General features: G+C 67.1%; 26 protein-coding genes. 10 read left to right on the top strand and 16 right to left on the bottom strand.

All coding sequences use genetic code 11. From position 1 onward, the window contains the following. Window positions 1-29: 29 nt before the first annotated feature. Both pth and VSR71_RS26480 read left to right on the top strand, forming a co-directional pair. A complete protein-coding gene (gene pth, locus VSR71_RS26485) occupies window positions 30-626 on the top strand; it encodes an aminoacyl-tRNA hydrolase (protein ID WP_342916739.1) in 597 nt (198 codons plus the stop codon). A 206-nt stretch (window positions 627-832) separates the two neighbouring features. Continuing rightward, entirely contained in the window at window positions 833-2,689 is a 1,857-nt protein-coding gene (locus VSR71_RS26480) for a PhoX family phosphatase (protein ID WP_342916738.1), read from the top strand. A gap of 127 nt (window positions 2,690-2,816) precedes the next feature. Here the strand turns inward: VSR71_RS26480 and VSR71_RS26475 are convergent, their stop codons facing one another. From VSR71_RS26475 to VSR71_RS26455, 5 genes are all read right to left on the bottom strand, one after another. Next, on the bottom strand, window positions 2,817-3,077 hold the full coding sequence (locus tag VSR71_RS26475) for a YfhL family 4Fe-4S dicluster ferredoxin (RefSeq protein ID WP_342916737.1): 261 nt from the start codon (window positions 3,075-3,077) through the stop codon (window positions 2,817-2,819). A 67-nt stretch (window positions 3,078-3,144) separates the two neighbouring features. Further along, entirely contained in the window at window positions 3,145-3,630 is a 486-nt protein-coding gene (gene coaD / locus VSR71_RS26470; protein ID WP_029046761.1) for a pantetheine-phosphate adenylyltransferase, read from the bottom strand. Window positions 3,631-3,869: 239 nt separating this feature from the next. Next, window positions 3,870-4,577 (bottom strand): 16S rRNA (guanine(966)-N(2))-methyltransferase RsmD, encoded by a 708-nt coding sequence (gene rsmD, locus VSR71_RS26465; protein WP_342916736.1) that lies wholly within the window; start codon window positions 4,575-4,577, stop codon window positions 3,870-3,872. Window positions 4,578-4,665: 88 nt separating this feature from the next. Beyond that, a complete protein-coding gene (locus VSR71_RS26460) occupies window positions 4,666-6,057 on the bottom strand; it encodes a pitrilysin family protein (protein ID WP_342916735.1) in 1,392 nt (463 codons plus the stop codon). A gap of 9 nt (window positions 6,058-6,066) precedes the next feature. Further along, on the bottom strand, window positions 6,067-7,617 hold the full coding sequence (locus tag VSR71_RS26455; protein WP_342916734.1) for a pitrilysin family protein: 1,551 nt from the start codon (window positions 7,615-7,617) through the stop codon (window positions 6,067-6,069). Window positions 7,618-7,844: 227 nt separating this feature from the next. Between VSR71_RS26455 and ftsY the strand changes: the two genes are divergently transcribed. Beyond that, complete coding sequence (gene ftsY, locus VSR71_RS26450; protein ID WP_342916733.1) at window positions 7,845-8,981, top strand: signal recognition particle-docking protein FtsY; 1,137 nt, start codon at window positions 7,845-7,847, stop codon at window positions 8,979-8,981. 257 nt (window positions 8,982-9,238) lie between these two features. On the opposite strand, the gene maiA is transcribed toward ftsY, so the two are convergent. Next, window positions 9,239-9,886 (bottom strand): maleylacetoacetate isomerase, encoded by a 648-nt coding sequence (gene maiA, locus VSR71_RS26445; RefSeq protein ID WP_342916732.1) that lies wholly within the window; start codon window positions 9,884-9,886, stop codon window positions 9,239-9,241. 4 nt (window positions 9,887-9,890) lie between these two features. Then, window positions 9,891-10,592, bottom strand: a complete 702-nt coding sequence (locus VSR71_RS26440; protein ID WP_342916731.1) for a fumarylacetoacetate hydrolase family protein — start codon at window positions 10,590-10,592, stop codon at window positions 9,891-9,893. 244 nt (window positions 10,593-10,836) lie between these two features. Here VSR71_RS26440 and VSR71_RS26435 point away from each other — a divergent pair, with 244 nt between their 5' ends. The 5 genes from VSR71_RS26435 to ybiB all read left to right on the top strand — a co-directional run bounded on the left by VSR71_RS26435 (window position 10,837) and on the right by ybiB (window position 16,072). Then, entirely contained in the window at window positions 10,837-11,472 is a 636-nt protein-coding gene (locus tag VSR71_RS26435) for an ANTAR domain-containing response regulator (protein WP_342916730.1), read from the top strand. 385 nt (window positions 11,473-11,857) lie between these two features. After that, a complete protein-coding gene (locus VSR71_RS26430; protein WP_342916729.1) occupies window positions 11,858-13,198 on the top strand; it encodes a CmpA/NrtA family ABC transporter substrate-binding protein in 1,341 nt (446 codons plus the stop codon). Window positions 13,199-13,254: 56 nt separating this feature from the next. After that, entirely contained in the window at window positions 13,255-14,163 is a 909-nt protein-coding gene (gene ntrB / locus VSR71_RS26425) for a nitrate ABC transporter permease (protein WP_342916728.1), read from the top strand. 18 nt (window positions 14,164-14,181) lie between these two features. Continuing rightward, window positions 14,182-14,985: an ABC transporter ATP-binding protein gene (locus tag VSR71_RS26420; protein WP_342916727.1), complete on the top strand. Its 804-nt coding sequence runs from the start codon at window positions 14,182-14,184 to the stop codon at window positions 14,983-14,985. A 94-nt stretch (window positions 14,986-15,079) separates the two neighbouring features. After that, entirely contained in the window at window positions 15,080-16,072 is a 993-nt protein-coding gene (gene ybiB / locus VSR71_RS26415) for a DNA-binding protein YbiB (protein ID WP_342916800.1), read from the top strand. A 40-nt stretch (window positions 16,073-16,112) separates the two neighbouring features. On the opposite strand, the gene VSR71_RS26410 is transcribed toward ybiB, so the two are convergent. Beyond that, window positions 16,113-16,991, bottom strand: a complete 879-nt coding sequence (locus tag VSR71_RS26410) for a pirin family protein (protein ID WP_342916726.1) — start codon at window positions 16,989-16,991, stop codon at window positions 16,113-16,115. Between the two features lie 358 nt (window positions 16,992-17,349). On the opposite strand from VSR71_RS26410, the gene rpoH reads away from it, so the two are divergent. Next, window positions 17,350-18,279 (top strand): RNA polymerase sigma factor RpoH, encoded by a 930-nt coding sequence (gene rpoH / locus VSR71_RS26405; protein WP_342916725.1) that lies wholly within the window; start codon window positions 17,350-17,352, stop codon window positions 18,277-18,279. A 93-nt stretch (window positions 18,280-18,372) separates the two neighbouring features. Here the strand turns inward: rpoH and VSR71_RS26400 are convergent, their stop codons facing one another. From VSR71_RS26400 to VSR71_RS26380, 5 genes are all read right to left on the bottom strand, one after another. Next, window positions 18,373-18,987, bottom strand: a complete 615-nt coding sequence (locus tag VSR71_RS26400; RefSeq protein ID WP_342916724.1) for an SCO family protein — start codon at window positions 18,985-18,987, stop codon at window positions 18,373-18,375. 126 nt (window positions 18,988-19,113) lie between these two features. Beyond that, window positions 19,114-20,058, bottom strand: coding sequence for a heme o synthase (cyoE, locus tag VSR71_RS26395; protein WP_342916723.1), 945 nt, complete (start codon window positions 20,056-20,058; stop codon window positions 19,114-19,116). Beyond that, complete coding sequence (locus VSR71_RS26390) at window positions 20,055-21,167, bottom strand: COX15/CtaA family protein (protein WP_342916722.1); 1,113 nt, start codon at window positions 21,165-21,167, stop codon at window positions 20,055-20,057. Before VSR71_RS26390 ends, cyoE begins: the two co-directional genes overlap by 4 nt. A 10-nt stretch (window positions 21,168-21,177) precedes the next feature. Beyond that, entirely contained in the window at window positions 21,178-21,864 is a 687-nt protein-coding gene (locus VSR71_RS26385) for a cytochrome C oxidase subunit I (RefSeq protein ID WP_342916721.1), read from the bottom strand. A 74-nt stretch (window positions 21,865-21,938) separates the two neighbouring features. Continuing rightward, window positions 21,939-22,748, bottom strand: coding sequence for an SURF1 family protein (locus VSR71_RS26380; protein ID WP_342916720.1), 810 nt, complete (start codon window positions 22,746-22,748; stop codon window positions 21,939-21,941). 93 nt (window positions 22,749-22,841) lie between these two features. Here VSR71_RS26380 and VSR71_RS26375 point away from each other — a divergent pair, with 93 nt between their 5' ends. Then, window positions 22,842-23,051: a twin transmembrane helix small protein gene (locus tag VSR71_RS26375; RefSeq protein ID WP_029046742.1), complete on the top strand. Its 210-nt coding sequence runs from the start codon at window positions 22,842-22,844 to the stop codon at window positions 23,049-23,051. A gap of 123 nt (window positions 23,052-23,174) precedes the next feature. Here VSR71_RS26375 and VSR71_RS26370 read toward each other — a convergent pair whose 3' ends face one another. The 3 genes from VSR71_RS26370 to VSR71_RS26360 form a co-directional block, all read right to left on the bottom strand. After that, window positions 23,175-24,035 (bottom strand): cytochrome c oxidase subunit 3, encoded by an 861-nt coding sequence (locus VSR71_RS26370; RefSeq protein ID WP_342916719.1) that lies wholly within the window; start codon window positions 24,033-24,035, stop codon window positions 23,175-23,177. Between the two features lie 140 nt (window positions 24,036-24,175). Beyond that, window positions 24,176-24,400: a DUF2970 domain-containing protein gene (locus VSR71_RS26365; RefSeq protein ID WP_342916718.1), complete on the bottom strand. Its 225-nt coding sequence runs from the start codon at window positions 24,398-24,400 to the stop codon at window positions 24,176-24,178. A gap of 13 nt (window positions 24,401-24,413) precedes the next feature. Continuing rightward, window positions 24,414-25,052, bottom strand: a complete 639-nt coding sequence (locus tag VSR71_RS26360) for a cytochrome c oxidase assembly protein (RefSeq protein ID WP_342916717.1) — start codon at window positions 25,050-25,052, stop codon at window positions 24,414-24,416. Window position 25,053: the final 1 nt, after the last annotated feature.

Below are 25,053 nucleotides of genomic sequence, written 5' to 3'. Positions count from 1 at the left end.
CCCTGCGCGCCAACGACTCAGTCAATCGCATGATCAAGCTCATCGTCGGCCTCGGCAATCCCGGTGCGGAATACGAGGCCACCCGCCACAACGCCGGCTTCTGGCTGGTGGACCAGCTGGCCCGCATGGGCGGCGCCACGCCGCGCGTGGAAGGCCGCTTTCACGGGCTGGCCGCGCGCGCGCGGCTGTGGGACCAGGACATCTGGCTGCTCAAGCCGTCGACCTTCATGAACCGCTCGGGGCTGTCCGTGGTCTCGCTGGCACGTTTCTACAAGATCCTGCCGGACGAGATCGTCGTCGCCCATGACGAGATGGACCTGCCGTCCGGCACCGTCAAGCTCAAGCGCGGCGGCGGCGCGGGCGGCCACAACGGCCTCAAGGACATCTCGGCCCACCTGACCACGCAGGATTACTGGCGCCTGCGCATCGGCGTTGGCCATCCGCGCAATGCGCCCGGCGGCGCCGGCGCGGGCCGCGAGGACGTGGTCAACTTCGTGCTCAAGCCGCCGCGCAAAGAGGAGCAGGAAGCGATCGACGCGGCCATCGACCGCAGCATCGATCCGCTTGGCCTGCTGGCGCGCGGCGATGCCGAACGCGCGATGGCGCAGCTGCACACCACGCGCTGACGGCGGGCGACGCAGGCACAGTCCCGCGACATCCATGTGACACGGGCCGCACACGCGGCCCGTTTGTCGTTGATGGGCTGCAACTCTTATCTTGCAGACAAGCTGTCATCAAATGTCCACGGGCAGTCACTACATTGCGGGTTTCCACCGCGCCGGCATCACAGCGTAGCCAGCGCGCATGACAAACCCACAAGAGAGGAAAGCCCATGTCTTACCTGACCGACGAAGCGCGCGCCGCCGCCCGTGCTGCAAAGCCTGACGTTGACGTGCCCGGCCAGCGGCTGGAAGACATTGTTGCGGCCAACCCGGCCCGACGCCGGGTGCTGCGCGGCGGCGTGGGCCTGTCGCTGTTCTCCGCTTTCGGCAGCGGCCTGCTGGCCGCCTGCGGCGGCGACGACGATCCCGCACCTGCACCTGCACCTGCACCTGCACCCGCGCCCGCGCCGGCACCTGCCCCGGTCACGCCGAGCTATGAGGTCACCTTCGAGCCGGTCGCCAAGTCGACCGCAGACACGGTGGCCGTGCCGAACGGCTACAGCGTCGACGTGCTGTTTTCCGCAGGCGATCCGGTCGAGGCCGGCGCCACCGGCTATGCCGGCGCGTTCCAGTCGTCGGCCGAAACCGAGCGCCAGGCCGGCGGCAACCATGACGGCATGCACTTCTTCGCGCTGTCGGGTGTCGATCCGCAGAAGGGCGGCCTGCTCGCCATCAACCACGAACTGCCGGACTACAAGATCCTGTTCGCCGGTGGCACCTATGCCGAAGCCACGGCCAGCCCCGAGCAGAAGCGCATTGCGCTGTCGGCGGTCGGCATCTCGGTGATCGAGGTCGAACTGGCTGCCAGCGGCAAGTGGCAGGTCAAGCGCGACTCGATCTACAACAAGCGCTACACCGGCAACACGCTGTACCGCGTGGGCGGTCCGGCCGCTCCGGTGGTGGGCTCGACCGTGGTCGGCATGCTCAACAACTGCTCCAGCGGGTACACGCCCTGGGGCACTTACCTGACCTGCGAAGAAAGCACGGACAACTACCTGGATACGACCCAGGACGAGAAGGGCTACGGCTGGGTCGTCGAGATCGACCCGTATGGCACGCTGGGCGCGCCGGCCAAGCGCACGGCAATGGGCCGCTTCGACCATGAAAACGTCGCCTTTATGACCGATGCCAGCAATCGGGTCGCCTTCTACATGGGCGACGACGGCACGCCGGGCTGCATCTACAAGTTCATTCCGGCCACGGCGTTCGATCCGAACAACCGCGCTGCCAATGCCAACTTGCTGGACAGCGGCACGCTGTACGTAGCGAAGTTCAACGCCGACGGCAGTGGGCAGTGGGTCGAGCTGACGCAAGGCAAGAACGGCCTGACCGTTGGCGCCTCGGATCCGGGCAACTGGACCCAGTCCGCCACCTCGCCGGCACCGACCACGGTCGACTTCGCCACGCAGGCCGATGTGCTGGTCAACACCAAGGCGGCCGCGCGCGTGGCCGGCGGCACGCTGATGGACCGCCCGGAATGGATCACGGTCGGCCTGGACAAGACCGTCTACTGCACGCTGACCAACAACAGCGGCCGCCAGCAAACCGACGCTGCCAACCCGCGCGTGCAGAACCTTCACGGCCACATCGTCCAGTGGAAGGAAGCCGGCGACTCGCCGCTGGCCACCACCTTCAGCTGGAGCATCCTGCTGCAGGCCGGCGACCCGTCGCTGGCCACGGACAACCTGAAGGGCAACATCAACGGCGATACGTTCTCGAGCCCGGACGGCCTGCGCGTGGACCCGAAGGGCCGCCTGTGGGTGCAGACCGACTCGAGCACCAGTTCGACCTACACCAACACCTTCGGCAACAACAGCATGTACTACATCTCGCCGACGGGGCAGTCGAAGCGCTTCCTGGTCGGGCCGACCGGTTGCGAGATCACCGGCATCGCCTACACGCCGGACCTGACCACCTGCTTCATCAATATCCAGCACCCGACCGGCCAGTGGCCGGACGCCGCCAAGCCGCCGCGCTCGTCGACCATCGTCGTGCGCCGCACGGACGGCAAGCCGATGGGTGCGTAACCGAGTAGTGCCGTAGTACCGTAGTAACTGGGGAAAAGTTAAGCCCCCGCCACCTTGCGGTGACGGGGGCTTTTTTTACCTCTGAGTGCAGTGCGACGTGGTGCAGTACCGGCCGACGGTCAGCGGATCAGGCCGTGTGCTTGGCCGCGGTCAGCAACCGGTAGCGTTGCATCAGCACGTCTTGCGACTCCACGCGGTTCGGATCCTTGGGGATGCAGGCGACCGGGCAGACCTGCTGGCATTGCGGCTCGTCGAAGTGCCCGACGCACTCGGTGCACTTGTTGGGGTCGATTTCATAGATCTCGGGCCCCATCGAAATGGCTTCGTTCGGGCACTCGGGTTCACAAACGTCGCAGTTGATGCAGTCGTCGGTGATCATCAGCGCCATGGTGTTTCCTTCCTGCGGACACGCCCGCGCCCGACTGGCCGCGGTCTGACGTGTCTGAAGCCGTATTTTATTCCGGTTTGGCGATTTTCTCTTGCAGCCAGCGTTCCACCGACGGGAACACGAACTTGCTGACATCGCCGCCCAGTACCGCGATCTCGCGCACGAAGGTGCCGGAGATGAACTGATACTGGTCCGACGGGGTCAGGAACATGGTTTCCACGTCGGGCAGCAGGTAGCGGTTCATGCCCGCCATCTGGAATTCGTATTCGAAGTCGGACACCGCGCGCAGGCCGCGCACGATCACGCGCGCATTGTTCTTGCGCACAAAGTCCTTGAGCAGCCCGGCGAATCCTTCCACACGGACGTTTGGATAGTGCCCAAGCACTTCGCGGGCAATGCCGATGCGCTCATCGAGCGAAAAGAACGGGCGCTTGTTGGGGCTGTGCGCCACGCCGACCACCAGTTCGTCGAAGATGTTCGACGCACGGCGGACCAGATCCTCGTGTCCCCGGGTCATTGGATCGAAGGTGCCGGGATAGACCGCGATGACCATACTTCCTCCTTGATCTGCCCGCTGCCGGCCGTTGTGGCCGCCTCGTTCGCCGGCCGGACCGGCGCGGGTGCTGCGTCGCGAGCGTTGTGACAGCGGCGTAGTGTAACCCTAAATGCGCCGCTTGGAAGGCGTGCGGCACGCCGTTTTGCGGCACTGCACCCACGAATCCGTCTTGCAATCGGAAAGGCGCCCTTAGCCCATGACGAAACAGGTGCTTCGGGCAACGCCGGCGCGGGCCGTCAATCCGCGCCGCTACCGTGCTGTCGGTGCTGGCGATGCTGCAGCAAATGGAAATGCACCGCGCCGGCGCGCGCATGGCGCACGATCTCAAGCGATGCCGGGACCGGGGCGTCGGCGCCGGTCAGCGCATGGTCGGTTTCGACATAGACGGCGCCACCGGGCCGCAGCAGCCGCGCGGCGTGCTCCAGCGACGGGCCGATCCAGTCCTCGGCAAAGGGCGGGTCCAGGAACACCACGTCGAAGCCGCCGTCGGGCAGTTGCGCCGCGACCGTAAAGGCATCGCCCTGGACGACGCGCACCTGGCTGGCATTGAGCCGGTACTGGTTGTCGCGCAGCTGCTTGGCCACGCGGGCATTGAACTCTACCAGCGTGACCGCGGCCGCACCGCGCGACGCGGCTTCGAAGCCGAGCGCGCCGGAGCCGGCGAACAGGTCCAGGCAGGCGAGCCCCGACAGATCCTGGCCAAGCCAGTTGAACAAGGTCTCGCGCACGCGGTCGGGTGTCGGGCGCAAACCCTGCGAGTCAGGCACGGGCAGCAGTGTGCGCTTCCAGCGCCCGCCGATGATGCGGACCTGGGACGGCGCCTGGCGCGGCACCGGGCGCGGAGGCGCTGCGGGAGAACGTCCGCCGGCGGCAGCGGCGGCCGGCGCGGAGGAAGGAGTACGCCCGCCGGGAGCGGGCGAAGGCAATCGGGAACGCGAATTCATCCCGTGATTGTAGAGCCTGCGGGACGGTTCGCCGCAGCCGCGCGAGGGGCGGCGCGCATACGCCGCCCCTCGCCGTGCGGCGCGTGCATCACTGCCGTGACGCGGTCGGCGTGCTGCCCACTGGGCCGCCGACGATTACCGTGGCCATGCCGTCCGGGCGCACATGGCGCTGGAAGGCGGCCCGGACCTGCTCGCGGGTAACCTTGCCGACCTGCGCGGTCCAGGTGTCCAGGTAGTCCAGTGGCAGTCCGTACCAGCCGATATTGGCAACGTTGGTCAGCAGCTTGCGGTTGTTGTCAATGCGCAGCGGGAAGCCGTTGATCAGGTTGTCCTTGGCCGCGCGCAGCTCCTTGTCGGTCGGCCCTTCGGCGACAAAGCGCGCCAGCACCTGGCGCACCAGCGCCAGCGCCTCGTCGGTCTGCGCCTTCTTGGTCTGCAGGCTGATGCCGAACGGCCCCGGCTGCTTCGACGGCGCGAAATAGCTGTCGACGCCGTAGGTCAGGCCGCGCTTCTCGCGCACCTCGTCGGTCAGGCGCGAGCTGAAGCCGCCGCCGCCAAGCACGTAGTTGCCAACCAGCAGCGCGAAATAGTCGGGGTCGCCGCGCGCGATCGACGGCTGGCCGATGGCCACGCTCGATTGCTGCGCCGGATGCGGCAGGCGCTGTTCGCTGGCCGGGATGTTGAGCTTGACCTGGGGCAGCGCCGGGGCGGCGCTGCCCTGCGGCAGCCCGCTCGTCAGCCGCTCGGCAAGGGCTTCGGCCTGCTTGCGGTCGATCGCGCCGATCAGCGTCACCACCGCGCGCTGCGCACCGTAGTTGTCGCGCCAGAATCTGGCAACGTCATCGCGCGTGATCGACTGCACGCTCTCCGGCGTGGCCGCGATGCCGTAGGGATGGTCCGGGTACATGGCCTTGGCCAGCGCCTTGTCGGCGATCACGCCCGGCTTGGTGTCGGCCTCGCGGATTGCGGTGATAAGGCGCTGCTTCTCGCGCCCGACCACGGCGTCCGGGTAGGTGGGCGCCTTGATCAGCTGCGCCGCCAGCGCCACCGACTGGTCCAGCTCGGGTTGCGCGGTCAGCGTGCGCAGCCCGATGCCGCCGCGGTCACCGCCCGCCGCGCCGCCGAACGCCGCGCCGGTGTCGGCAAAGGCGTCGGCGATCTGGGCCTCGTCGCGGGCCGGCTGGCCGTCCTGCGCGGCCGCGCCCTTGTCCAGCAACGCCGCCGTCAGCGTGGCCAGCCCGGCCTTGCCGGGCGGGTCATAGCGGCTGCCGGCATCGAAATCGATATTTACGTCGAGCATAGGAATCGACGGACTGTGGACAAAGTACACGCGCGCCCCGGTGGACGCGGTCCAGTGCTCGATCGGGATTGCGGCCTGGGCCAACTGTGCGGCCAGCAGCATGGCGGCGCCGAGCGCCGCGCCGGCCAGCGCGCGCAGCGTGCGGGGCCGCGCGTTGAATGAAGTGGCGGACTGGGACATCGTCATTCCTCAGTGGCGCAGGCCCGCCGGGGCCTGGGACTTGGGCTTGTTCGGATCGATCGGCTGCGGCAGCAGCGTGGCCACGGTCAGGTTGTCGTCGTTGAAATACTTCGAGGCGACGGCCTGCACCTGCGCCGGCGTGACGGCCTTGATCTTGTCGAGCATACGGTCGATCTGGCGCCACGAGATATCAGAAATCTCGGATACGCCGATCTCCATGCCTTGCCCGAACACCGAATCGCGCTTGTAGATCTGCCCGGCCACCACCTGCGCCTTGACCCGCTTGAGCTCTTCCGGCGAGACCCCTTCCTTGGCGATGCGCTGGATCTCGGCGCGCAGCGCGCGCTCGATCTCGTCGGTGCTGTGGCCGGTCGCCGGCGTGCCGTCGAGGACGAACAGCGACTCGCCGCGGTTGATGCTGTCGTAGCCGACGTTGACATCGTCGGCCAGTCGCTGCTCGCGCACCAGCTCGCGTGTCAGGCGGGCGTTGTCGTAGCCGTTGAGCACTGCCGCCAGGACTTCCAGCGCGTAGGGGTCGACGTCCTTCTCGACATCGCGCAGCCGCGGCACCTTGTATGCCATCACCATGTACTGGTTCTCGGCCGGGGCCTTGACCCAGATGCGCTTGATGCCCTTCTGCTCCGGCTCTTCCTGATCCTTGCGCAGCGGCAGCGTGCGCGGCTTGAGCTTGCCGTAGTAGCGCTCGGCGAGTGCGCGCACTTCCTCGGCCTTGACGTCGCCGGTGACGATCACCATCGCGTTGTTCGGCACGTACCACTGGCGGTACCAGTCCTTGACGTCCTCGACGCGCATATTGACCAGGTCGTCCATCCAGCCGATCACCGGGTGGCGGTACGCCGCCGCGGTATAGACGGTGGCGAGCAGTTGCTCGTAGACGGTGCCGCGGGAGGAGTCATCGGTGCGCAGGCGGCGCTCTTCCATCACCACCTTCATCTCGCGGTCGAACTCGTCCTTCTTGATGATCAGGTTGGCCATGCGATCGGCCTCCAGCTCCATCATCTTCGGCAGGTACTGCTTGCCGATCTGCTGGTAGTACATGGTGAAGTCGCGGTTGGTCAGGGCATTCTCGCGCCCGCCCAGTGCCGCCACCTGCTTGGAGAATTCGCCCACGCCGACCTTGGGCGTGCCCTTGAACATCATGTGCTCGAGCATGTGGGCCACGCCCGTGGTGCCGCTGACTTCGTCGATGCCGCCGACGCGGTACCAGATCTGGTGCGCCACCGTGGGCGCCCGGTGGTCTTCCTTGACGATCAGCCGCAGGCCGTTGGAGAGCCGGTATTCGGTGGTGCCGTGCGCGGTGGCGCCGGCGGGCGCGGTCTGCGCGGAAGGCATCGGCGATCCGACCACGCCTTGCGCGCCGGCCGGCAACGACCAGGGCATCAGGCCCAGCAGCAACGCCGGGACCAGAGCCGGAACGATGCGCCGCGCCAGGCGCGCTGCGCCGGCGGGAAGTGTTGAGGAGGTAGGCTGGCAGTGCCGTTGGATGCGTGCTTGAGCACCTTCGGCGCCCGCCACGGTCAGGACAGCGCAATGGTTCATGCGACCCCGTCTGCTAGAATTTTGCCGATCGATCCGCGCGGGCAGCACGCGCGCGCGGATCAGCCATGTAGCGAACTGATGTAGCGAACTATACGCAATCGCCGGCCGGGACCACAACGGGTTCTCCCCGACCTTCGCGATGCCAGCGTAAGCCCTTGATTATTAACCGGTCGCCTGCCGGCAATGTGCCACCAGGGTATCGGCCCCGGTATTGACTCCATTCCCCAATGTTTAGTTTCTGGAAGAAGCGCAAGGCCGAGCCCGCGTCCGTCGAGACGCCAGCCCCGTCGCCCGCGCCCACCCCCACGCCCGCGCCTGCCCCGGTCCCCGCTCCCGCTCCGGTCCCGACGCCGACACCGGTTCCCGCCCAGGTGCCGCCCCCGGCGCCGGCCCCCGTGGCGTCCGCACCGGCCCCCGCCATCGAAACGCTTGAACTGGTCCCTCCACCCGCCACCAGCGCCGAAGCCCGGCAGGGATGGATGCACCGGCTGCGCACTGGCCTGTCCAAGACCAGCCGCAATATCGGCACGCTGTTCGTCGGCGTCAAGGTCGACGAGGCGCTGTTCGAGGAGCTGGAGACCGCGCTGCTGATGGCAGATGCCGGCGTGGAAGCCACCGAATACCTGCTGGCCGAGCTGCGCAAGCGGGTCAGGTCCGAGCGCATCGAATCGGCCGAAGGCGTCAAGGCCGCGCTCAAGACACTGCTGACCGACCTGCTGCGGCCGCTGGAAAAGACCATGGCGCTGGGCCGCGAACAGCCGCTGGTGATGATGATCGCGGGCGTCAACGGCGCCGGCAAGACCACCAGCATCGGCAAGCTGTGCAAGCACTTCCAGCGCTACGACCAGAAGGTGCTGCTGGCCGCCGGCGATACCTTCCGCGCCGCCGCGCGCGAACAGCTGTCGATCTGGGGCGAGCGCAACAACGTCACCGTGGTGGCGCAGGAAAGCGGCGACCCCGCCGCGGTGATCTTCGACGCGGTCAATGCGGCCAAGGCGCGCGGCATCGACATCGTGATGGCCGATACCGCCGGCCGCCTGCCGACGCAGCTGCACCTGATGGAGGAGCTGAAGAAGGTCAAGCGCGTCATCAGCAAGGCCATGCCGACCGCGCCGCATGAGGTGCTGCTGGTGATCGACGCCAATACCGGCCAGAACGCGCTGCAGCAGACCCGCGCCTTCGACGATGCGCTGGGGCTGACCGGCCTGATCGTGACCAAGCTGGATGGGACTGCCAAGGGCGGCATCCTGGCGGCGATCGCGCGCCAGCGCCCGGTGCCGGTGTACTTTATCGGTGTGGGCGAGAAGGTGGAGGACCTGCAGCCGTTCAGGGCGGAGGAGTTCGCCGAAGCGCTGCTGGGCTGACCCTACCACACCCAAAACCAAACCAAAAAGCCAACGGTTTGGGGTGCTCCCAAGCCGCCCGAACTCGCCTAAGCAAGGTGTTCTCCCTCTCCCCTCATGGGGAGAGGGTTGGGGTGAGGGGTGGGCTAGATGGGTATCACAGCAAGCGAAGCCTTCGGTTTTAGCCCCGAGGACGTCGGCCATGGATGCTCCCGCCCTCACCCCCGGCCCCTCTCCCGCGAGCGGGAGAGGGGAGCAAACCCCAGCAGATAAACGTACTATTCCGCGTCCGGCTGCGACTTCGGCTCCGCCTTCTGGAACGCCTCCATCTCCATGCAGGCCTCATAGATCTTCGCGATCGCCGGGTAGCGGCTCACGTCGACATTGAAGCGCTGCGCATTGAACACCTGCGGCACCAGGCAGATATCGGCCAGCGTCGGCGTATCGCCAAGGCAGAAGCGCCCCGCCTTGCCGCCGCGCGCCAGGTTGGCCTGCAGCGACTCGAAGCCCAGCTCGATCCAGTGGCGGTACCACGCGTCCTTGACCTCGTCGGTCACGCCCACCTTGTGCTTCAGGTATTTCAGCACGCGCAGGTTGTTCAGCGGATGGATCTCGCACGCGATTTCCTGCGCCAGCCCGCGCACATAGGCGCGGTCCAGCGCCGTGCCGGGCAGCAGCTTCGGCTCGGGATGGACTTCATCCAGGTATTCAACGATGGCCAGCGATTGCTGCAGCACGTTGCCGTCGTCGGCAAGCGCCGGCACCAGGCCGTCTGGGTTCACCACGCGGAACTCGGGCTTGAGCTGCTGGCCGCCGTCCTTGAGCAAATGCACCGGCACATATTCGTACGGCAGCCCCTTCAGTTCCAGCGCGATGCGCACGCGGAACGAGGCCGAGCTGCGGAAGTAGCTGTAAAGCTTGAGCATCGGATCAGACTACCTTGATGGTGAGGTCGCCCACGCCGCCGATGTGGCACTGCATGACATCGCCCTTGACCACCGCGCCCACGCCTTCGGGCGTGCCGCTGAAGATCAGGTCGCCCGGCTGCAGTTCGAACAGCTTGGACAGGTACGACACCATCTCCGGCACCGACCAGATCAGGTCGGACAGGTCGCCGCGCTGCTTTTCCACGCCGTTGACCGACAGCGTCACCTCGCCCTTCTGCGGGTGGCCGATGGCCGAGACCGGCACGATCGGGCCGATCGGCGCGGACTTGTCGAAGGCCTTGCCGGTTTCCCAGGGGCGGCCGGTCTTCTTGGATTCGTTCTGCAGGTCGCGGCGCGTCATGTCCAGGCCCACGGCGTAGCCGAACACGTGCTGCGCGGCGCTTTCCACCGGGATGTCGCGACCGCCCGTGCCGATCGCCACTACCAGCTCCACTTCATAGTGGCAGTTGCTGGTGCCCGGCGGATACGGGAACGCGCCTTCGGTGCCATCGGCGACATAGCTGACCGCATCGGACGGCTTGCAGAAGAAAAACGGCGGTTCGCGGTCGGGGTCCGAGCCCATTTCGCGGGCATGGGCAGCATAGTTGCGGCCGACGCAGTACACGCGGCGGACCGGGAAGCTAGCGTCGCTGCCACGCACCGGCACGCCAACAGGGGCCGGCGGGGCGAACACGAATTCGGTCATGCATCTCTCCAGAATTTTTCTGATCGGTTCCGCGGCACGGGATGCGAGGATGTGCATCGCGGCGTCGCCAGCAGACGCCCCCGGCGCGGCAGGGCAACAGGATACACCGCGCGCGGTGGGCTGCGTACGACGGCATACAATGAATCCAGGCGGGCCCGCGACCGCACTGCACCACGGCAGTGCGGCGTGGTCCGCCCCGCACCCGGCGCGAATCTTGCATGGCGCACTGCAACAGAATGAAGCCATGACCCGACGCCATCCGCCCCCATCGCCATCGACGCCTGCCCCCGCCGCCGGTCGGGCGCTGCGTATCCTGCTGGTGCGCGATCCCCTTGACGGTAACCCACTCAACGTCGAGACCATCCGCAACGGACTGGTCAGCGCGGGTTTCAGCGAGATCCAGATCGTCGATGCCGACCTGCACTTGCCGGACGTGATCACCGCGACTCAGCCCGACATGCTGATCATCGCCTCGGAGTCGGCCGCGCGCGACACCATCGAGCACGTGTGCGTCTCGACCCAGCATGCGCCGCGGCCCATCGTGCTGTTCACCGACAACGATGACAGCCAGCGCATCAAGGCCGCGCTGTCGGCCGGTATCACGGCCTATATCGTCGACGGCCTGCGCGCCGAGCGCGTCAAGACCGTGCTCGACGTCGCCTACGCCCGCTTCGAGCTGGACCAGCAGCTGCGCGCCGAGCTCGACGCCACCCGCCTCAAGCTGGCCGAGCGCAAGGTGGTCGAGCGCGCCAAGGGCCTGCTGATGCAGGCGCGCGGCATCAGCGAGGACGAGGCCTACAAGCGCTTGCGCAGCATGGCGATGGAGCGCGGGCTGAAGCTGGTCGATGCCGCCCAGCGCGTGATCGACGTCATGGGCTGAGCGCCCGCCTGCCAGCCGCGGGGCGCGACGGCCCGCGGCTGGTGCAATGCACGAAACTGGCGCCGCCCCAAAGCGAACCCCTCCCGCACGGCCGTCCCCGGCGCTGCCCCGCGATGTGGCAGCGCAGCCGGCGCACGCACCTTGCCCGCTCATTTCGTCACGATGCGTCACCTCCGTCGTCACGATCCGCCCCGAAATGCTGCACCGCACAGGCTGGCACACGCCTTGCGATATGCAGGCATCGGCCAAAGGCGGCCGATCACAATTTGGGCGGACACAGCCAACGCAGGCTGCGTCACGCCATGGACAACGGCGTCCCTGCACCGTACCGGACTTCTTGCGAAGCCGGCCGCGGACGGGGACGCTTTTTTCTTGGAGTTTCGCAATGCCCTCTCGCCTCAGGATTGCCAAGCCGCTGCACGCGGCGGTGAACGCCTCTGAAGCCGCCTCCGCGGCCGCAGCCGACGCGGTGCCGGCCAGCAGCGGCCGCCGCCGCGCGCTGGCGACCATCGCCGGCGCCAGCGTGATGACGCTGGTCGATCCGCTGGTGCGCGCCGGGGCGTGGGCGGCGGGCTCGGACGCCCCGGAGAAGACCGACGTGCGCATCGGCTTCATCCCGCTGACCGACTGCGCTTCCGTGGTCATGGCGTCCACGCTCGGCCTCGACAAGAAATACGGCATCAAGATCACGCCGACCAAGGAAGCCTCGTGGGCCGGCGTGCGCGACAAGCTGGTCAACGGCGAGCTCGACGCCGCGCACGTGCTGTACGGCCTGATCTACGGCGTTCAGCTCGGCATCGGCGGCCCCAAAAAAGACATGGCGGTGCTGATGAGCCTGAACCAGAACGGCCAGGCCATCACGCTGTCGTCGAAGCTGGCCGAAAAAGGCGTGCGCGACGGCGCCAGCCTGAAGGCGCTGATGGCCAGGGAAAAGCGCGACTACACCTTCGCGCAGACCTTCCCCACCGGAACGCACGCGATGTGGCTGTACTACTGGCTCGCGGCCAACGGCATCAACCCGATGCAGGACGCCAAGGCGATCACCGTGCCGCCGCCGCAGATGGTGGCCAACATGCGCGTGGGCAACATGGACGGCTTCTGCGTGGGCGAGCCCTGGGGCGCGCGCGCCATCGCCGACAAGATCGGCTTTACCGCCGAGACCACGCAGTCGATCTGGAAGAACCATCCGGAGAAGACGCTCGGCACTACCGCGGAATTCGTGCAGAAGTACCCCAACACCGCGCGCGCGATGGTGGCCGCCGTGCTGGAAGCATCGAAGTTCATCGACGCTTCGGCCTCCAACCGCCGCAAGACCGCCGAGACCATCGCCGCCAAGTCCTACGTCAACACCGACATGGACATCATCCTGGACCGCATGCTCGGCCGTTACAGCAACGGGCTGGGCAAGACCTGGGACGACCCCGATGCGATGAAGTTCTACCAGGACGGCAGCGCCAACTACCCGTTCCTGTCCGACGGCATGTGGTTCCTGACCCAGCACAAGCGCTGGGGCCTGCTCAAGGATCACCCCGACTACCTTGCCGTGGCGAAGCAGGTCAACCGCATCGACATCTTCAAACAGGCCGCCACCGCGGCACAGGTGCCGCTGCCCAAGAGCGACTTCCGTACCGCGAAGCTGATTGACGGCGTGGTCTGGGATGCCACGAAGGACCCGAAGGCGTATGCCGACGGCTTCAAGATCAAGGCCGGCGCGCAGAACGCTTGACGCCAGGCCGCCACCATCCCACTGATCTGCAGCGCCCCTGGATAATGGAGCCCGACGTGAATGCCATCGCCCACACCGCGCCTGAAGGCGCCAATGCCTCCAATGCCGCCGCCGACACCGACACCAAGGAACGCGCACGGCGGCGCGAGCTGGAAATCACCGCGCAGGAACGGCGCGCACAACGCCAGGACATGCTCGGCGCGCTGGTGCTCAAGGCCGTGCCGCCGGTCCTGGGCTTTGCGCTGTTCGTGCTGGCCTGGCACGGCATCGCCACACTGATCCCGGCAATTCCGACGCCGGGCGCAACGTGGAGCGCGGCAGTGCCGTTGTTCTCCGATCCGTTCTATCGCAACGGCCCCAACGACCAGGGCATCGGCTGGAACGTGCTGGCGTCGCTGGCGCGCGTGGCCGCGGGCTTCGGCCTGGCCGCCGTGATCGGCATCCCGGCGGGATTTCTGATCGGGCGCTTTGCGTTCCTGAACGCGATGGCGTCGCCGGTGATCAGCCTGCTGCGGCCGGTCTCGCCGCTGGCCTGGCTGCCGATCGGGCTGCTGCTGTTCAAGGCCGCCAACCCGGCAGCGATCTGGGCCATCTTCATCTGCTCGATCTGGCCGATGGTGATCAACACCGCCGTGGGCGTCACGCGCGTGCCGCAGGACTACCTGAACGTCGCGCGCGTGCTCGACCTGTCGGAATGGAAGGTGTTCACGCGGGTGCTGTTTCCCGCGGTTCTGCCCTACATGCTGACCGGCGTGCGGCTGTCCATCGGCACCGCGTGGCTGGTGATCGTCGCGGCCGAGATGCTCACCGGCGGCACCGGCATCGGCTTCTGGCTGTGGGACGAGTGGAACAACCTGAAGGTGGAGCACATCGTGATCGCGATCTTCGTGATCGGCATCATCGGCCTGATGCTCGAGCATGCCTTGCTGGCACTGGCACGGCGCTTCAGCTACGGCGCCAACTAAGAGCGAGGGAGAGACGCCATGGACAAGTTCGTCAGCATCGAGAACATCGGACAGACCTTCAAGACGCGCAAAGGGCCGTTCGTGGCCTTGCGCGACATCAACCTGCAGATCGCCGAGGGCGAGTTCATCACGCTGATCGGCCACTCCGGCTGCGGCAAGTCCACGCTGCTGAACCTGATCGCGGGGCTGGCCACGCCGACCACCGGCGCGCTGATCTGCGCCGGGCGCGAGATTGCCGGACCGGGGCCGGAGCGCGCGGTGGTGTTCCAGAACCATTCGCTGCTGCCCTGGCTGACGTGCTTCGAGAACGTCTACCTGGGCGTGGAGCGCGTGTTCGGCGCCTGCGAGGGCAAGGCTCAGCTGAAAGCGCGCACGCACGAGACGCTGGCGCTGGTGGGCCTGACGCACGCCGAGGGCAAGTACCCGCACGAAATTTCCGGCGGCATGAAGCAGCGCGTCGGCATTGCCCGCGCGCTGGCGATGGCACCCAAGGTTCTGCTGATGGACGAACCCTTCGGCGCGCTCGATGCGCTGACGCGCGCCCACCTGCAGGACGAGCTAATCAAGATCGTGGCGCGCACGCGCAGCACGGTGGTGATGGTCACGCACGATGTGGATGAGGCCGTGCTGCTCGCCGACCGCATCGTGATGATGACCAACGGCCCGGCCGCCACCATCGGCGAGATCCTCAGGGTGGACCTGCCGCGTCCGCGCGACCGCGTGGCGCTGGCCGACGACAAGGACTACCACGCCTGCCGTACCGCGGTGCTCGACTTTCTCTACCGCAAGCAGCGCAATCCCGCGCTCCAGGAGGCGGCCTGAGCGTGCGCCCCGCCGTCGCGCCCATCAGCGGCGATGGGCGCGACGGCGCTGCTCCGCTATCATGAACCCAGAACAGACTCCTCCCCACGCCGCCATGACCACGCCAGCCAACCCGTTCCCCGCCGCCCGGTATATCAAGGAGGTCGGCCGTGGCGTCAACGGCGCGCGCGCGCTGCCGCGCGACGATGCCAAGACCCTGTTCGGCGCGATGCTGGCCGGGCGCGTGTCCGACCTCGAACTGGGCGCGATCCTGATGGCCTACCGCATCAAGGGCGAGGCCCCGCACGAGCTGGCCGGCATGCTCGAGGCGGCCCATGAACACTGCCAGCCGCTGCCCGCGCCGCCCGAGCGTCCGGTGGTGGTGATCCCCAGCTACAACGGCGCACGCAAGCAGCCCAACCTGGTGCCGCTGCTGGCGCTGCTGCTGGCGCGCGACGGCATCCCCGTACTGGTGCACGGGACGCGCGTCTTCAATGACCGCGTCACCAGCATGACCCTGTTCGAGGCGCTGGGCATTCCCCTGTGCGCGAGCACGGCCGAAGCCTCGGCACGCCTGCGCGAGACTGGCGGCGACGGGCCGCTGGCGGTGCTGCCGGTCGATGTGCTGTCGCCCGGCCTGTCGCAGCTGCTGGAACGGCGCACCGTGATCGGCCTGCGCAACTCGTCGCATACCGTGGCCAAGATGCTGCAGCCGGTGGGCGAGCACGCGCCGACCGAGGCATTGCGGCTGTACAGCTATACCCACCCGGAATACCGCGAGACGCTGACGGACTATTTCTCGCGCGAGCCGGCCAACGTGCTGCTGGCACGCGGCACCGAGGGCGAAGTGGTCGCCGATGCGCGCCGCAACAGCCGCATCGACTGGCTGCATGAAGGGCACCAGCAGACGCTGGTGGACCCCGCCGGCGGGTCGCTGGCGGAAGTGCCGGAACTGCCGCCCGGCAACGATGCCGGCCTGACCGCGGCATGGATCCGGCGCGTGCTCGATGGCGCCGTGGCAGTACCGGCGCCCATTGCCACGCAGGTAGAAGCCATCCGCGAGTGCCTGAAGCTGGGCACCCGCGTCACCTGGGCGAGTCCGGTCTGAGCGCGATCCGAGCGCTGCGGTCTGAGCCCGGACCGCCCTTTCAGGGCTTGCGCGCCGGCAGCGGGATGCGCTCGCGCTCGTCGCCCGGCACGCGCGGAAACTGGTCGTCCTCCCAGCGCCTGGCGGCGGCCTCGATGGCCTCCTTGCTGCTGGCCACGAAATTCCAGTAGATAAAACGACGGCCGTCGGTGGCATCGCCGCCCAGCAGCATCACGCGCGACGGCGCCGTCGCCATCAGCGTGGCCGGCTGCCCGGGTGCCAGCACCACCATGTGCTCGGCCGGCAGGGGCTCGCCGTCCAGCGCCACCGCTCCGTCCACGGGGTAAATACCGCGCTCCGCATGCTCGGCCGGAATTTCCACGCTCGCGCCGGCGTCCAGTTCGATCGCCACGTACAGGGTGCGGCTGAAGACCTTGACCGGCGAAGTCTTGCCGAAGGCATCGCCTGCGATCACCACCATGCGCACCCCCGGCTGCTCGATGCGCGGCAGCGTTGCCGCGGGATGGTGGAAAAAGGACGGCTCGGCGGTTTCGTGCGACTTCGGCAGGGCCACCCACGTCTGGATGCCGTGCAGGCGCGCGCCGTCGGCGCGCGCGGAATCGGGCGAGCGCTCCGAATGGACGATGCCGTGGCCGGCAGTCATCCAGTTGACGTCGCCCGGCCGGATCGCCTGCTCGCTGCCCAGGCTGTCGCGGTGCATGATCTCGCCTTCGAACAGGTAAGTGACAGTCGCCAGCCCGATATGCGGATGCGGGCGCACATCGGCCCCCTCCCCCGGCGGCATCTGCACCGGCCCCATATGGTCGAAAAAGATGAATGGCCCGACCGTCTGGGTCGCGGCGGCCGGCAGCAACCGGCGCACGGTGAAATCGCCCAGGTCGCGCACATGCGGCTTCAACAAGTGTTCGATAGCAGACATAACTCCTCCGGGTATGAGAGAGGCCGGCAAGCATGCCAGCTTGCCGCCGCTTGCGTCGAGTGTAGCCGTTGGCGCAACGAATCATTCCACCGGCGTGCAGAACCGGCGGGCACGCATTCGCTCTAACAGAAGTGTCTCCAGCCGCGAGTATCCCCGGCGCCGCTTAATAGCGACTTCGCTATGCGGTGCGATAAATCCATCGACGGGAACTATCAAGGCCATTGGGACTCCAATTAGCACTCACCCGGTTGGAGTGCTAAGATGCGTTGCAGTGCCGCCGCCGTTCCCATCAAGACGTACGGGACGTGCGAGGCATGACCCGGCAACCAAATCCGCCGGATGCGAAAGGAGCGATTGAGTGAACGCAGTCTTGTCTGCCGACCAAACCCTGACGAACAACCGTCTGCCGACGGCACCCCGTAGCGGGAACAGCTTTGCGCTGACCTTCCCGGCGACCGTCGGCAATCTTGACAGCTATATCCAGGCTATCCACCGGATTCCGTTGCTGACCGCGGAGGAAGAGCAGCGCCTGGCGCGCGACCTGCGCGATAACGATTCCGTCGATGCCGCCCGCCAGCTGGTGATGTCCCATCTGCGCCTGGTGGTGTCGATCGCCCGCCAGTACCTGGGCTATGGCCTGCCGCACGCCGACCTGATCCAGGAAGGCAATATCGGCCTGATGAAGGCCGTGAAGCGCTTCGATCCCGAGCAGGGCGTACGCCTGGTGTCGTATGCGATGCACTGGATCAAGGCCGAGATCCACGAGTACGTGCTGAAGAACTGGCGCATGGTCAAGGTGGCGACCACCAAGGCCCAGCGCAAGCTGTTCTTCAACCTGCGCAGCCACAAGCAGGGTTCGCACACGTTCACGCCGGAGCAGGTCGAGGCCGTCGCGCGCGAGCTGAACGTAAAGCCGGAAGAAGTGATGGAGATGGAAACCCGCCTGTCGGGCGGCGACCTGGCGCTGGAAGGCCAGGTTGACGACGGCGAAGAGGAATTCGCCCCCATCGCTTACCTGGCGGACAACCACAACGAACCGACGCGCGTGCTGGAAGCCAAGCGCCAGGACCGCATGCAGGTCGAGGGCCTGGAAGAAGCGCTGGGCCGGCTGGACGAGCGCAGCCGCCGCATCATCGAGGCGCGCTGGCTGAACGTATCCGACGACGGCTCGGGCGGCGCCACGCTGCATGAGCTGGCCGCCGAGTTCGGCGTCTCGGCGGAGCGCATCCGCCAGATCGAAGCCGCGGCGATGAAGAAGATGAAAGGGGCGCTGCAGGCATTTGCCTGATCTCGCGCGGCCCATGCAAAAAGCCGGTCCATCTGGACCGGCTTTTTTTGTCCGGGATCGCAACAGTGCGGCGTTATGCCGCACTGCCCGGCGTCAGGAAAGCAGCTGCTTCAGGTCGTGCGCGATCGGCTCCGGCCCCTGGCCGTGGCGGATGAAGAGCCGCAGCCGGCCTTCCGGATCGAACACATAGCTGCCCGCCGAGTGATCCACCGTGTAGTTGTTGGGCGAGCTGCCCGGCACCTTGGCATAGAACACCTTGAAGTCCTTGGCCAGCTTCTGCAGCGCGGCGTCGTCGGCCGGGCGCAGGCCCAGGAAGCGCGGGTCGAAGGCGGGAACGTACTGCGCCAGCAGCGCCTGCGTGTCGCGCTCCGGATCGACCGTGACGAACAGCACCTGGACCCGGTCGGCATCGGGGCCCAGCTGCTCCATCACCGCCTTGAGTTCGGCCATGGTGGTCGGGCACACGTCCGGGCAGTGCGTGTAGCCGAAGAACATCACCACGGCCTTGCCCTTGAAGTCGGCAATGGTGCGGACTTTGCCGTTGTGATCGGGGAGCGAGAAATCCTTGCCGAAGTCCGCGGCGCCGCTGATATCGACATTGCGGAACGACGCCTTCTGCTGCCCGCAGGCGGCTAGCGCCAGCGCGAGCGCGGCAAGCACGGAAAAGCGGCGGAAGGCTGAGAACAGGCCGGGAGCGGGTCTGGGCATGCGCGAAAGCTTGTGTAGAACGATCAGGGTTGGAAACGTCGGCGAAAGTACCCAGTATCGCCGATGGCGCCGCCGCGCCGCGCCGGCCGCGGCAACATGCCGCAGCCCGCTGCGTCGCGGTACTGGTCAGACCTGCGGCACGAACTTGAAGTAATGGTCGACCAGCAGCGCCGCGAACAGCAGCGACAGGTACAGGATCGAGAAGCGGAAGGTGCGTTGCGCCAGCTCGTCGGAATAGTTGCGGTACATCTTCCAGGCGTAGGCGAGGAAGCCACCACCCAGCCCCAGCGCGGCCGCCAGGTAGATATAGCCGCTCATGCCGTAGACGAACGGCAGCAGCGTCGCCGCGATCATGATCAGCGTGTACAGCAGGATATGCAGCAGCGTGTAGCGCTCGCCGTGGGTGACCGGCAGCATGGGCAGGCCCGACTTGGCGTAGTCGGCGCGGCGGTACAGCGCCAGCGCCCAGAAGTGCGGCGGCGTCCACGTAAAGATGATCAGCACCAGGAACCAGGCCTCGGCCGGCACTTCGCCGGCGACGGCGGCCCAGCCCAGCGCCGGCGGCATCGCGCCGGACAGCCCGCCAATGACGATGTTCTGCGGCGTGGCCGGCTTGAGCAGGATGGTGTAGACCACCGCATAGCCCAGGAACGTGGCGAAGGTCAGCCACATCGTCAGATCGTTGGCGAATTCGTGCAGCATCCACATGCCGGCGCCGCCCAGGATGGCGGAGAACACCAGCGTCTGCGCGGTGGTGATCTCGCCGGTGGCGGATGGGCGCCAGGCGGTACGGCGCATCAACGCGTCGATCTTCTGCTCGACCAGGCAATTGATGGCGAAGGCGGCCCCGGCGAGCAGCCAGATGCCGGCGGCGCCGCCGATCAGCACGCGCCACGGCACCATGCCCGGCGTGGCCAGGAACATGCCGATGATGGCGCAGAAGACTGCCAGCTGCGTCACGCGCGGCTTGGTCAGGGCGGCATATTGCCGGGACAGGTGCCGTATCCGGCTCAGCTTGCCCAGTGAATGAGGGTGTGTAGCGGTAACCACGGAAGGGGTCTTGTCTTTCATGTGGCGCGGGCGGCGTTCGGTGCGGGGGCAGTGGCGCGGGCGGCCCCGAGTGTGAGCCCGGCGAGCCCTATATTGTAGTGGAGGCGGACCAGCAGCATCAGGAGCACCGCCGCGCCGCCGTTGTGGGCGACCGCGGCCACGAGGGGCCAATCGAACACGATATTGGACATCCCGGTCGCCAGTTGCAGCACCAGCATGCCCAGCAGCCAGCCTGCCTGCCGGTCCAGCCCCTCCAGCCGGCGCGCGCGCAAGCCGAACCACGCCAGGTAGCCCAGCACCACGAATGCGAAGCCCCGGTGCACCCAGTGGATCGCCACCAGGGCGGCGTGCGGGATGTAGGCGCCATCGGCCGTCATGCCGAGCTGGCGCCACAGCGTGAAGCCGTGGCGGAAGTCCATCTCGGGCACCAGCTGGCCGTTGCACAGCGGGAAGTCGGTGCAGGCAAGCACCGCGTAGTTGGTGCTGACCCAGCCGCCCAGGAAAATCTGGATCACCAGCAACAGCAGGCCGATGCGCACCGGCCAGTGCAGCCGCGCTGCCTGGGGTGCCACCGGGTGCGGCGGGTCGCTGCGCGAGCCCAGCCGGATCAGCGCGGCCAGCAGACCCATGCCCAGCATCAGGTGCGTGACCACGATGATCGGCTGCAGCTTCATGGTCACCGTGAACGCGCCGAACGCACCCTGCACGCACACCAGCACCAGCACGCCGGTGGCGAACCATGGCGACTGCTTCAGCTCGCGGCGCTTGACCCAGGCCAGCACCATCAGCGCGATGATCAGCACGCCCACCGCCATGGCGAAGTACCGGTGGATCATTTCGATCCATGCCTTCATCAGCGTCACCGGGCCGCTGGGCAGCGCGGTCTCGGCCGCGCGGATCGGCTCCATCGCTGCGTGCGGGTTGGAATGTCCATAGCAGCCCGGCCAGTCCGGGCAGCCCAGGCCGGAGTCGGTCAGCCGCGTGAAGCTGCCGAACATGATCAGGTCCAGCGTCAGGAACGCGGTGATCCAGACCAGCTTGCGGTACTTGTTGCGATCGCCCTTGACCAGCACGTAGCTCAGCGGCAGCAGTGCGATCAGGACGCCGATGATGGCCAGTTGCAGCAGCATGCCCGTCCCCTTAACCGATGCGCGAGACCTTGAGCAGCTTCTTCAGGTCGCCGCTCAGCTTCTTGGGGTCCGGGTCCTGCGGGAAGCGCATCATCAGGTTGCCAAGCGGATCCACCAGGAAGATGGTGTCCTCGGCACGCTTGCCCGGTTCGGCCTGCAGCCATTGCTGCGCCACCTGGCGGTCGATGCGCAGGAAGCGCACGCCGGCGTAGGGCTCGTTGTAGGCGGCGCTCAGGCGCTCGTCGACCTTGCCGTCATCGGTGATCAGCCACACCGGCACGATGCGCTCGCGGTCCTGCCCTTGGCCCGCGCGGATCTGGCGGATGGTGAAGAGCTTCTTTGCGCAAGCCTCGTCGCACGCGGACGGGTCGGCCATCACCAGCAGCCACTTGCCGCGGTACTGCTCCAGCGGCACGGCGTTGCCTTGCTCGTCGGTGACGCGCACCGGCGGCATCGGCCGTTGCGGATCGACCAGCGCGCCGTAGTTGGTGGCGCCGCCTCTGGGCTTGATGACGTAGTAGGTGAAATACGAGGCGATCACCGGCGAGGCGCACACCAGCAACAGCATCAGCATCTGCAGGCGGCCGCGGCGCGTGCGCGCGTCGATGCGGGGATCCTGCGGCGAGGCCGGGTTCGCCGGGTTCGCCGGGTTCGCCGGAGTCCCGGCGGGCGCCGGGGCGGAGTCTTGCTGTGCCATGGAAGTACGTCTGTCCTTGTTCATCTGCAGTCAGGGACCGTCCGGGGACCTGCCCGGGCGAACCTGCCATTCGTTCATGCGTTGTTGCGGGCCGCGGACGACGCCGCGCGCCGATGCGCGCGCCAGCCCAGCACGGCCACCAATACCACCGTCAGCGCAGCCAGTCCGAACCACTGGAAGGCATAGCCATAGTGCCGGTCCGCGCCCGCATCGGCCGGCGCCCAGTCGCGGGCGAGGCCGTCGCCGCTATCGTTGCGCTGCGCGACCACCAGCGGCTGCAGCGCCAGCCTCGTTTCGGCGGCGTAGTCGGCGATTTCCAGGTTCTGGCGGATCTTGCTGCCGGCCTCGGCGCTGGCCGCCTGGCCCAGGCTATAGACCCGCGGCACGGCTGCCAGTGCCGTGCCTTCGATGGTCACCTCGCCCGCGGGCGTCGGAAACGGCGCGATCCGGGTGCGGTCCTGCGCATCGCGCGGCAGCCAGCCGCGCAGCACCAGCACCGCCCGCGTGGCGCCGGCACCGTCCTGTGCCGGACCGATCACCAGCGGCGTGACCACCAGAAAGCCGGCACGGCTGTCGCCACTGCGGCCGCCGGCGCCGTGGGGGCGATTATCCAGCAATACGGTGCGGGCCGCGTCGAAACGCCCCGTGACCCGAACCCTTCGGTCCGTCACAACTTGTGACAGCGGCGCGGTGCCCAGCACCACCGGGGGCTGTGCCGCCAGCGCCTGGAGCCGCGCGGCGCGCGCCTCCTTCTCGTGCGCGCGGTTGAGTTGCCAGTTGCCAAGGGCAGCGGTCACGACCACCACCACCAGCGCGGCGGCCAGCGGCAGCACGCCGAGTATGCGGCCTGCCTTCATTGCGCCGACATACCCTGCGGCATGCATGCGGGGCCGGTGCGATAATGTGCAGAGCCGTCATCCATCGCGGCCACTACTACTACGAGACTGCGGCAAGCTCCGCTGCCAACCCGCCCCGCCATGCGCTTTGTCATCATCGTCGCCTTCATCCTGATCATCGCCAGTCTGGCTTCCGCCCTGTTCTTCATGATGCGCGACCGCGGCAAGACGCCCAACATGATGCGCTCGCTGATGCTGCGCGTGGGCTTCTCGGTGGCGCTGTTCCTGTTCATCCTGTTCTCGAGCTGGATGGGCTGGATCCACAGCACGGGCATCCGCATGGCGCCCTGACCTGGCCACCTGGCTGGTTGCCAACGCAAAAGAGAAACGCCGCAGGCTGCCGGGCCTCCTGCGGCGTTTCTCTTTTGCGTTGGCGCCGGCGCCCCGCTGCGGGGTGCCAGCGGGTACGGCAGCTTACAGCCAGTACACCACGACGTAGAGCAACAGCCACACCACGTCAACGAAGTGCCAGTACCAGGCGGCGCCTTCGAAGGCAAAGTGGTGATCCGGCGTGAAGTGGCCCTTGAGCACGCGGCCCAGCACCACTGCCAGCATGATCGCGCCCATGGTCACGTGGAAACCGTGGAAGCCGGTCAGCAGGAAGAAGGTCGAACCGTAGATGCCCGAGGTCAGCTTCAGGTTCAGGTCCTGGTAGGCGTGCATGTATTCGTACACCTGCAGGCACATGAAGATCGCGCCCAGCAGGATGGTCAGCACCATGCCCTGGATCAGCTGGTTGCGCTTGCCGGCCAGCAGCGCGTGGTGCGCCCAGGTCAGGGTCACGCCTGACATCAGCAGCAGCGCGGTGTTGATGGTCGGGATCGGCCACGGACCCATGGTCTGGAACGATTCCACCACGCCGGCCGGCCCCAGGTTCGGCCACACCGCGGCGAAGTCGGGCCACAGGATCTTGTTGTTCAGGTCGCCCAGCCACGGCATGGCGATGGCGCGGGCATAGAACAGCGCGCCGAAGAAGGCCGCGAAGAACATCACTTCGGAGAAGATGAACCAGCCCATCGACCAGCGGAACGAGAGGTCGATGTTCTTGCCGTACATCCCGCCTTCGGATTCGCTGATGGCGTCGCCGAACCAGCTCTTGAGCACGAACAGGAACCACAGCAGGCCGAAGACGCACACGTACGGCGCCCAGGATTGCCCGTTTACCCAACCGGCGGCGCCCGCACCTGTCATCAGCAGGCCGAAGCTAGCCGTGATCGGGTGGCGCGACGGGCCCGGTACGAAGTAGTACGGAGCGTTTGCGCGATTCGCACTCATTCTTTTATCTCCAGCTCAGAGTCTTTGATTCAGTATTCGTTATCCGTGCCGGTTTCCCGGGGCCCCCCGCCTCCTCTGGACGGCCGCGCCGGCGCGGTTGTTTTTCTGCGACTGCCTTGTTGCCTACCCTTCTTGCCTTGCTACCCTGCCGCCTGGCTGACCACCATCCGCACGATGACAATCAGCACCGCGATAAAGACTGCCGCGGCGATCAGCCCGGCGATGACCACATGCACCGGGTTCAGCCGCGCCATGTCGCGCTCGTGCTCCGCGCCCTTGCGCAGGCCGATAAACGACCAGAGCACAGCGCGCATGGTCTGCGCGAAGGACATCTTGCGTTTGACGGCGTCCTTCAGCTCGTCCATCGCGCCCTCCGCCTCAGCTGCCCTTGCCCGCCGGCGCCGGTACCGTCACGGGTGCCGACAATTGGCCTTCGGGAGCCTGCGCCACCGGCGTGCCCACCTCGAAGAAGGTGTACGACAGCGTAATGCTCTTCACATCCTTGGGCAGCGCGGGGTCGATCACGAACACCACCGGCATCTCGCGCGCCTCGTTCGCCTTGAGCGTCTGCTGCTTGAAGCAGAAGCACTCCAGCTTCTTGAAATACTGGGTCGCCTGCTTGGGAGCGTAGCTCGGGATGGCCTGCGCGGAGATATCGCGCGACTGCCCGTTGGCCACCTCGTAGACGATGGTCATCATCTCGCCCGGATGCACTTCCATGCTGCTCTTCACCGGACGGAAGGCAAAGGGCCCGCGCGCGTTGGAGTCGAACTCCACCGTGACCGTGCGGCTCTTGTCGACCTGCGTGTTCTTCACCGAGCCGCCATGCAGCTCGCGCGTGGTCACCACGTTGATGCCGGTGAGGTCGCAGATCTTCTTGTAGAGCGGAACCAGCGCATAGCCGAAGCCGAACATCACGGCGACGATCACGATCAATCGCACCATCATGCCGCGGTTGAAGCGCTTATCGGCTTCCCGCGCTTCCTGCGCTTCCCTGCCCTGCTGGTCGACGCTCATC

Source organism: Cupriavidus oxalaticus (assembly GCF_038900635.1).
Classification (GTDB): Bacteria; Pseudomonadota; Gammaproteobacteria; order Burkholderiales; family Burkholderiaceae; genus Cupriavidus; species Cupriavidus oxalaticus_B.
This window is presented reverse-complemented; position numbering and strand designations above follow the sequence as displayed.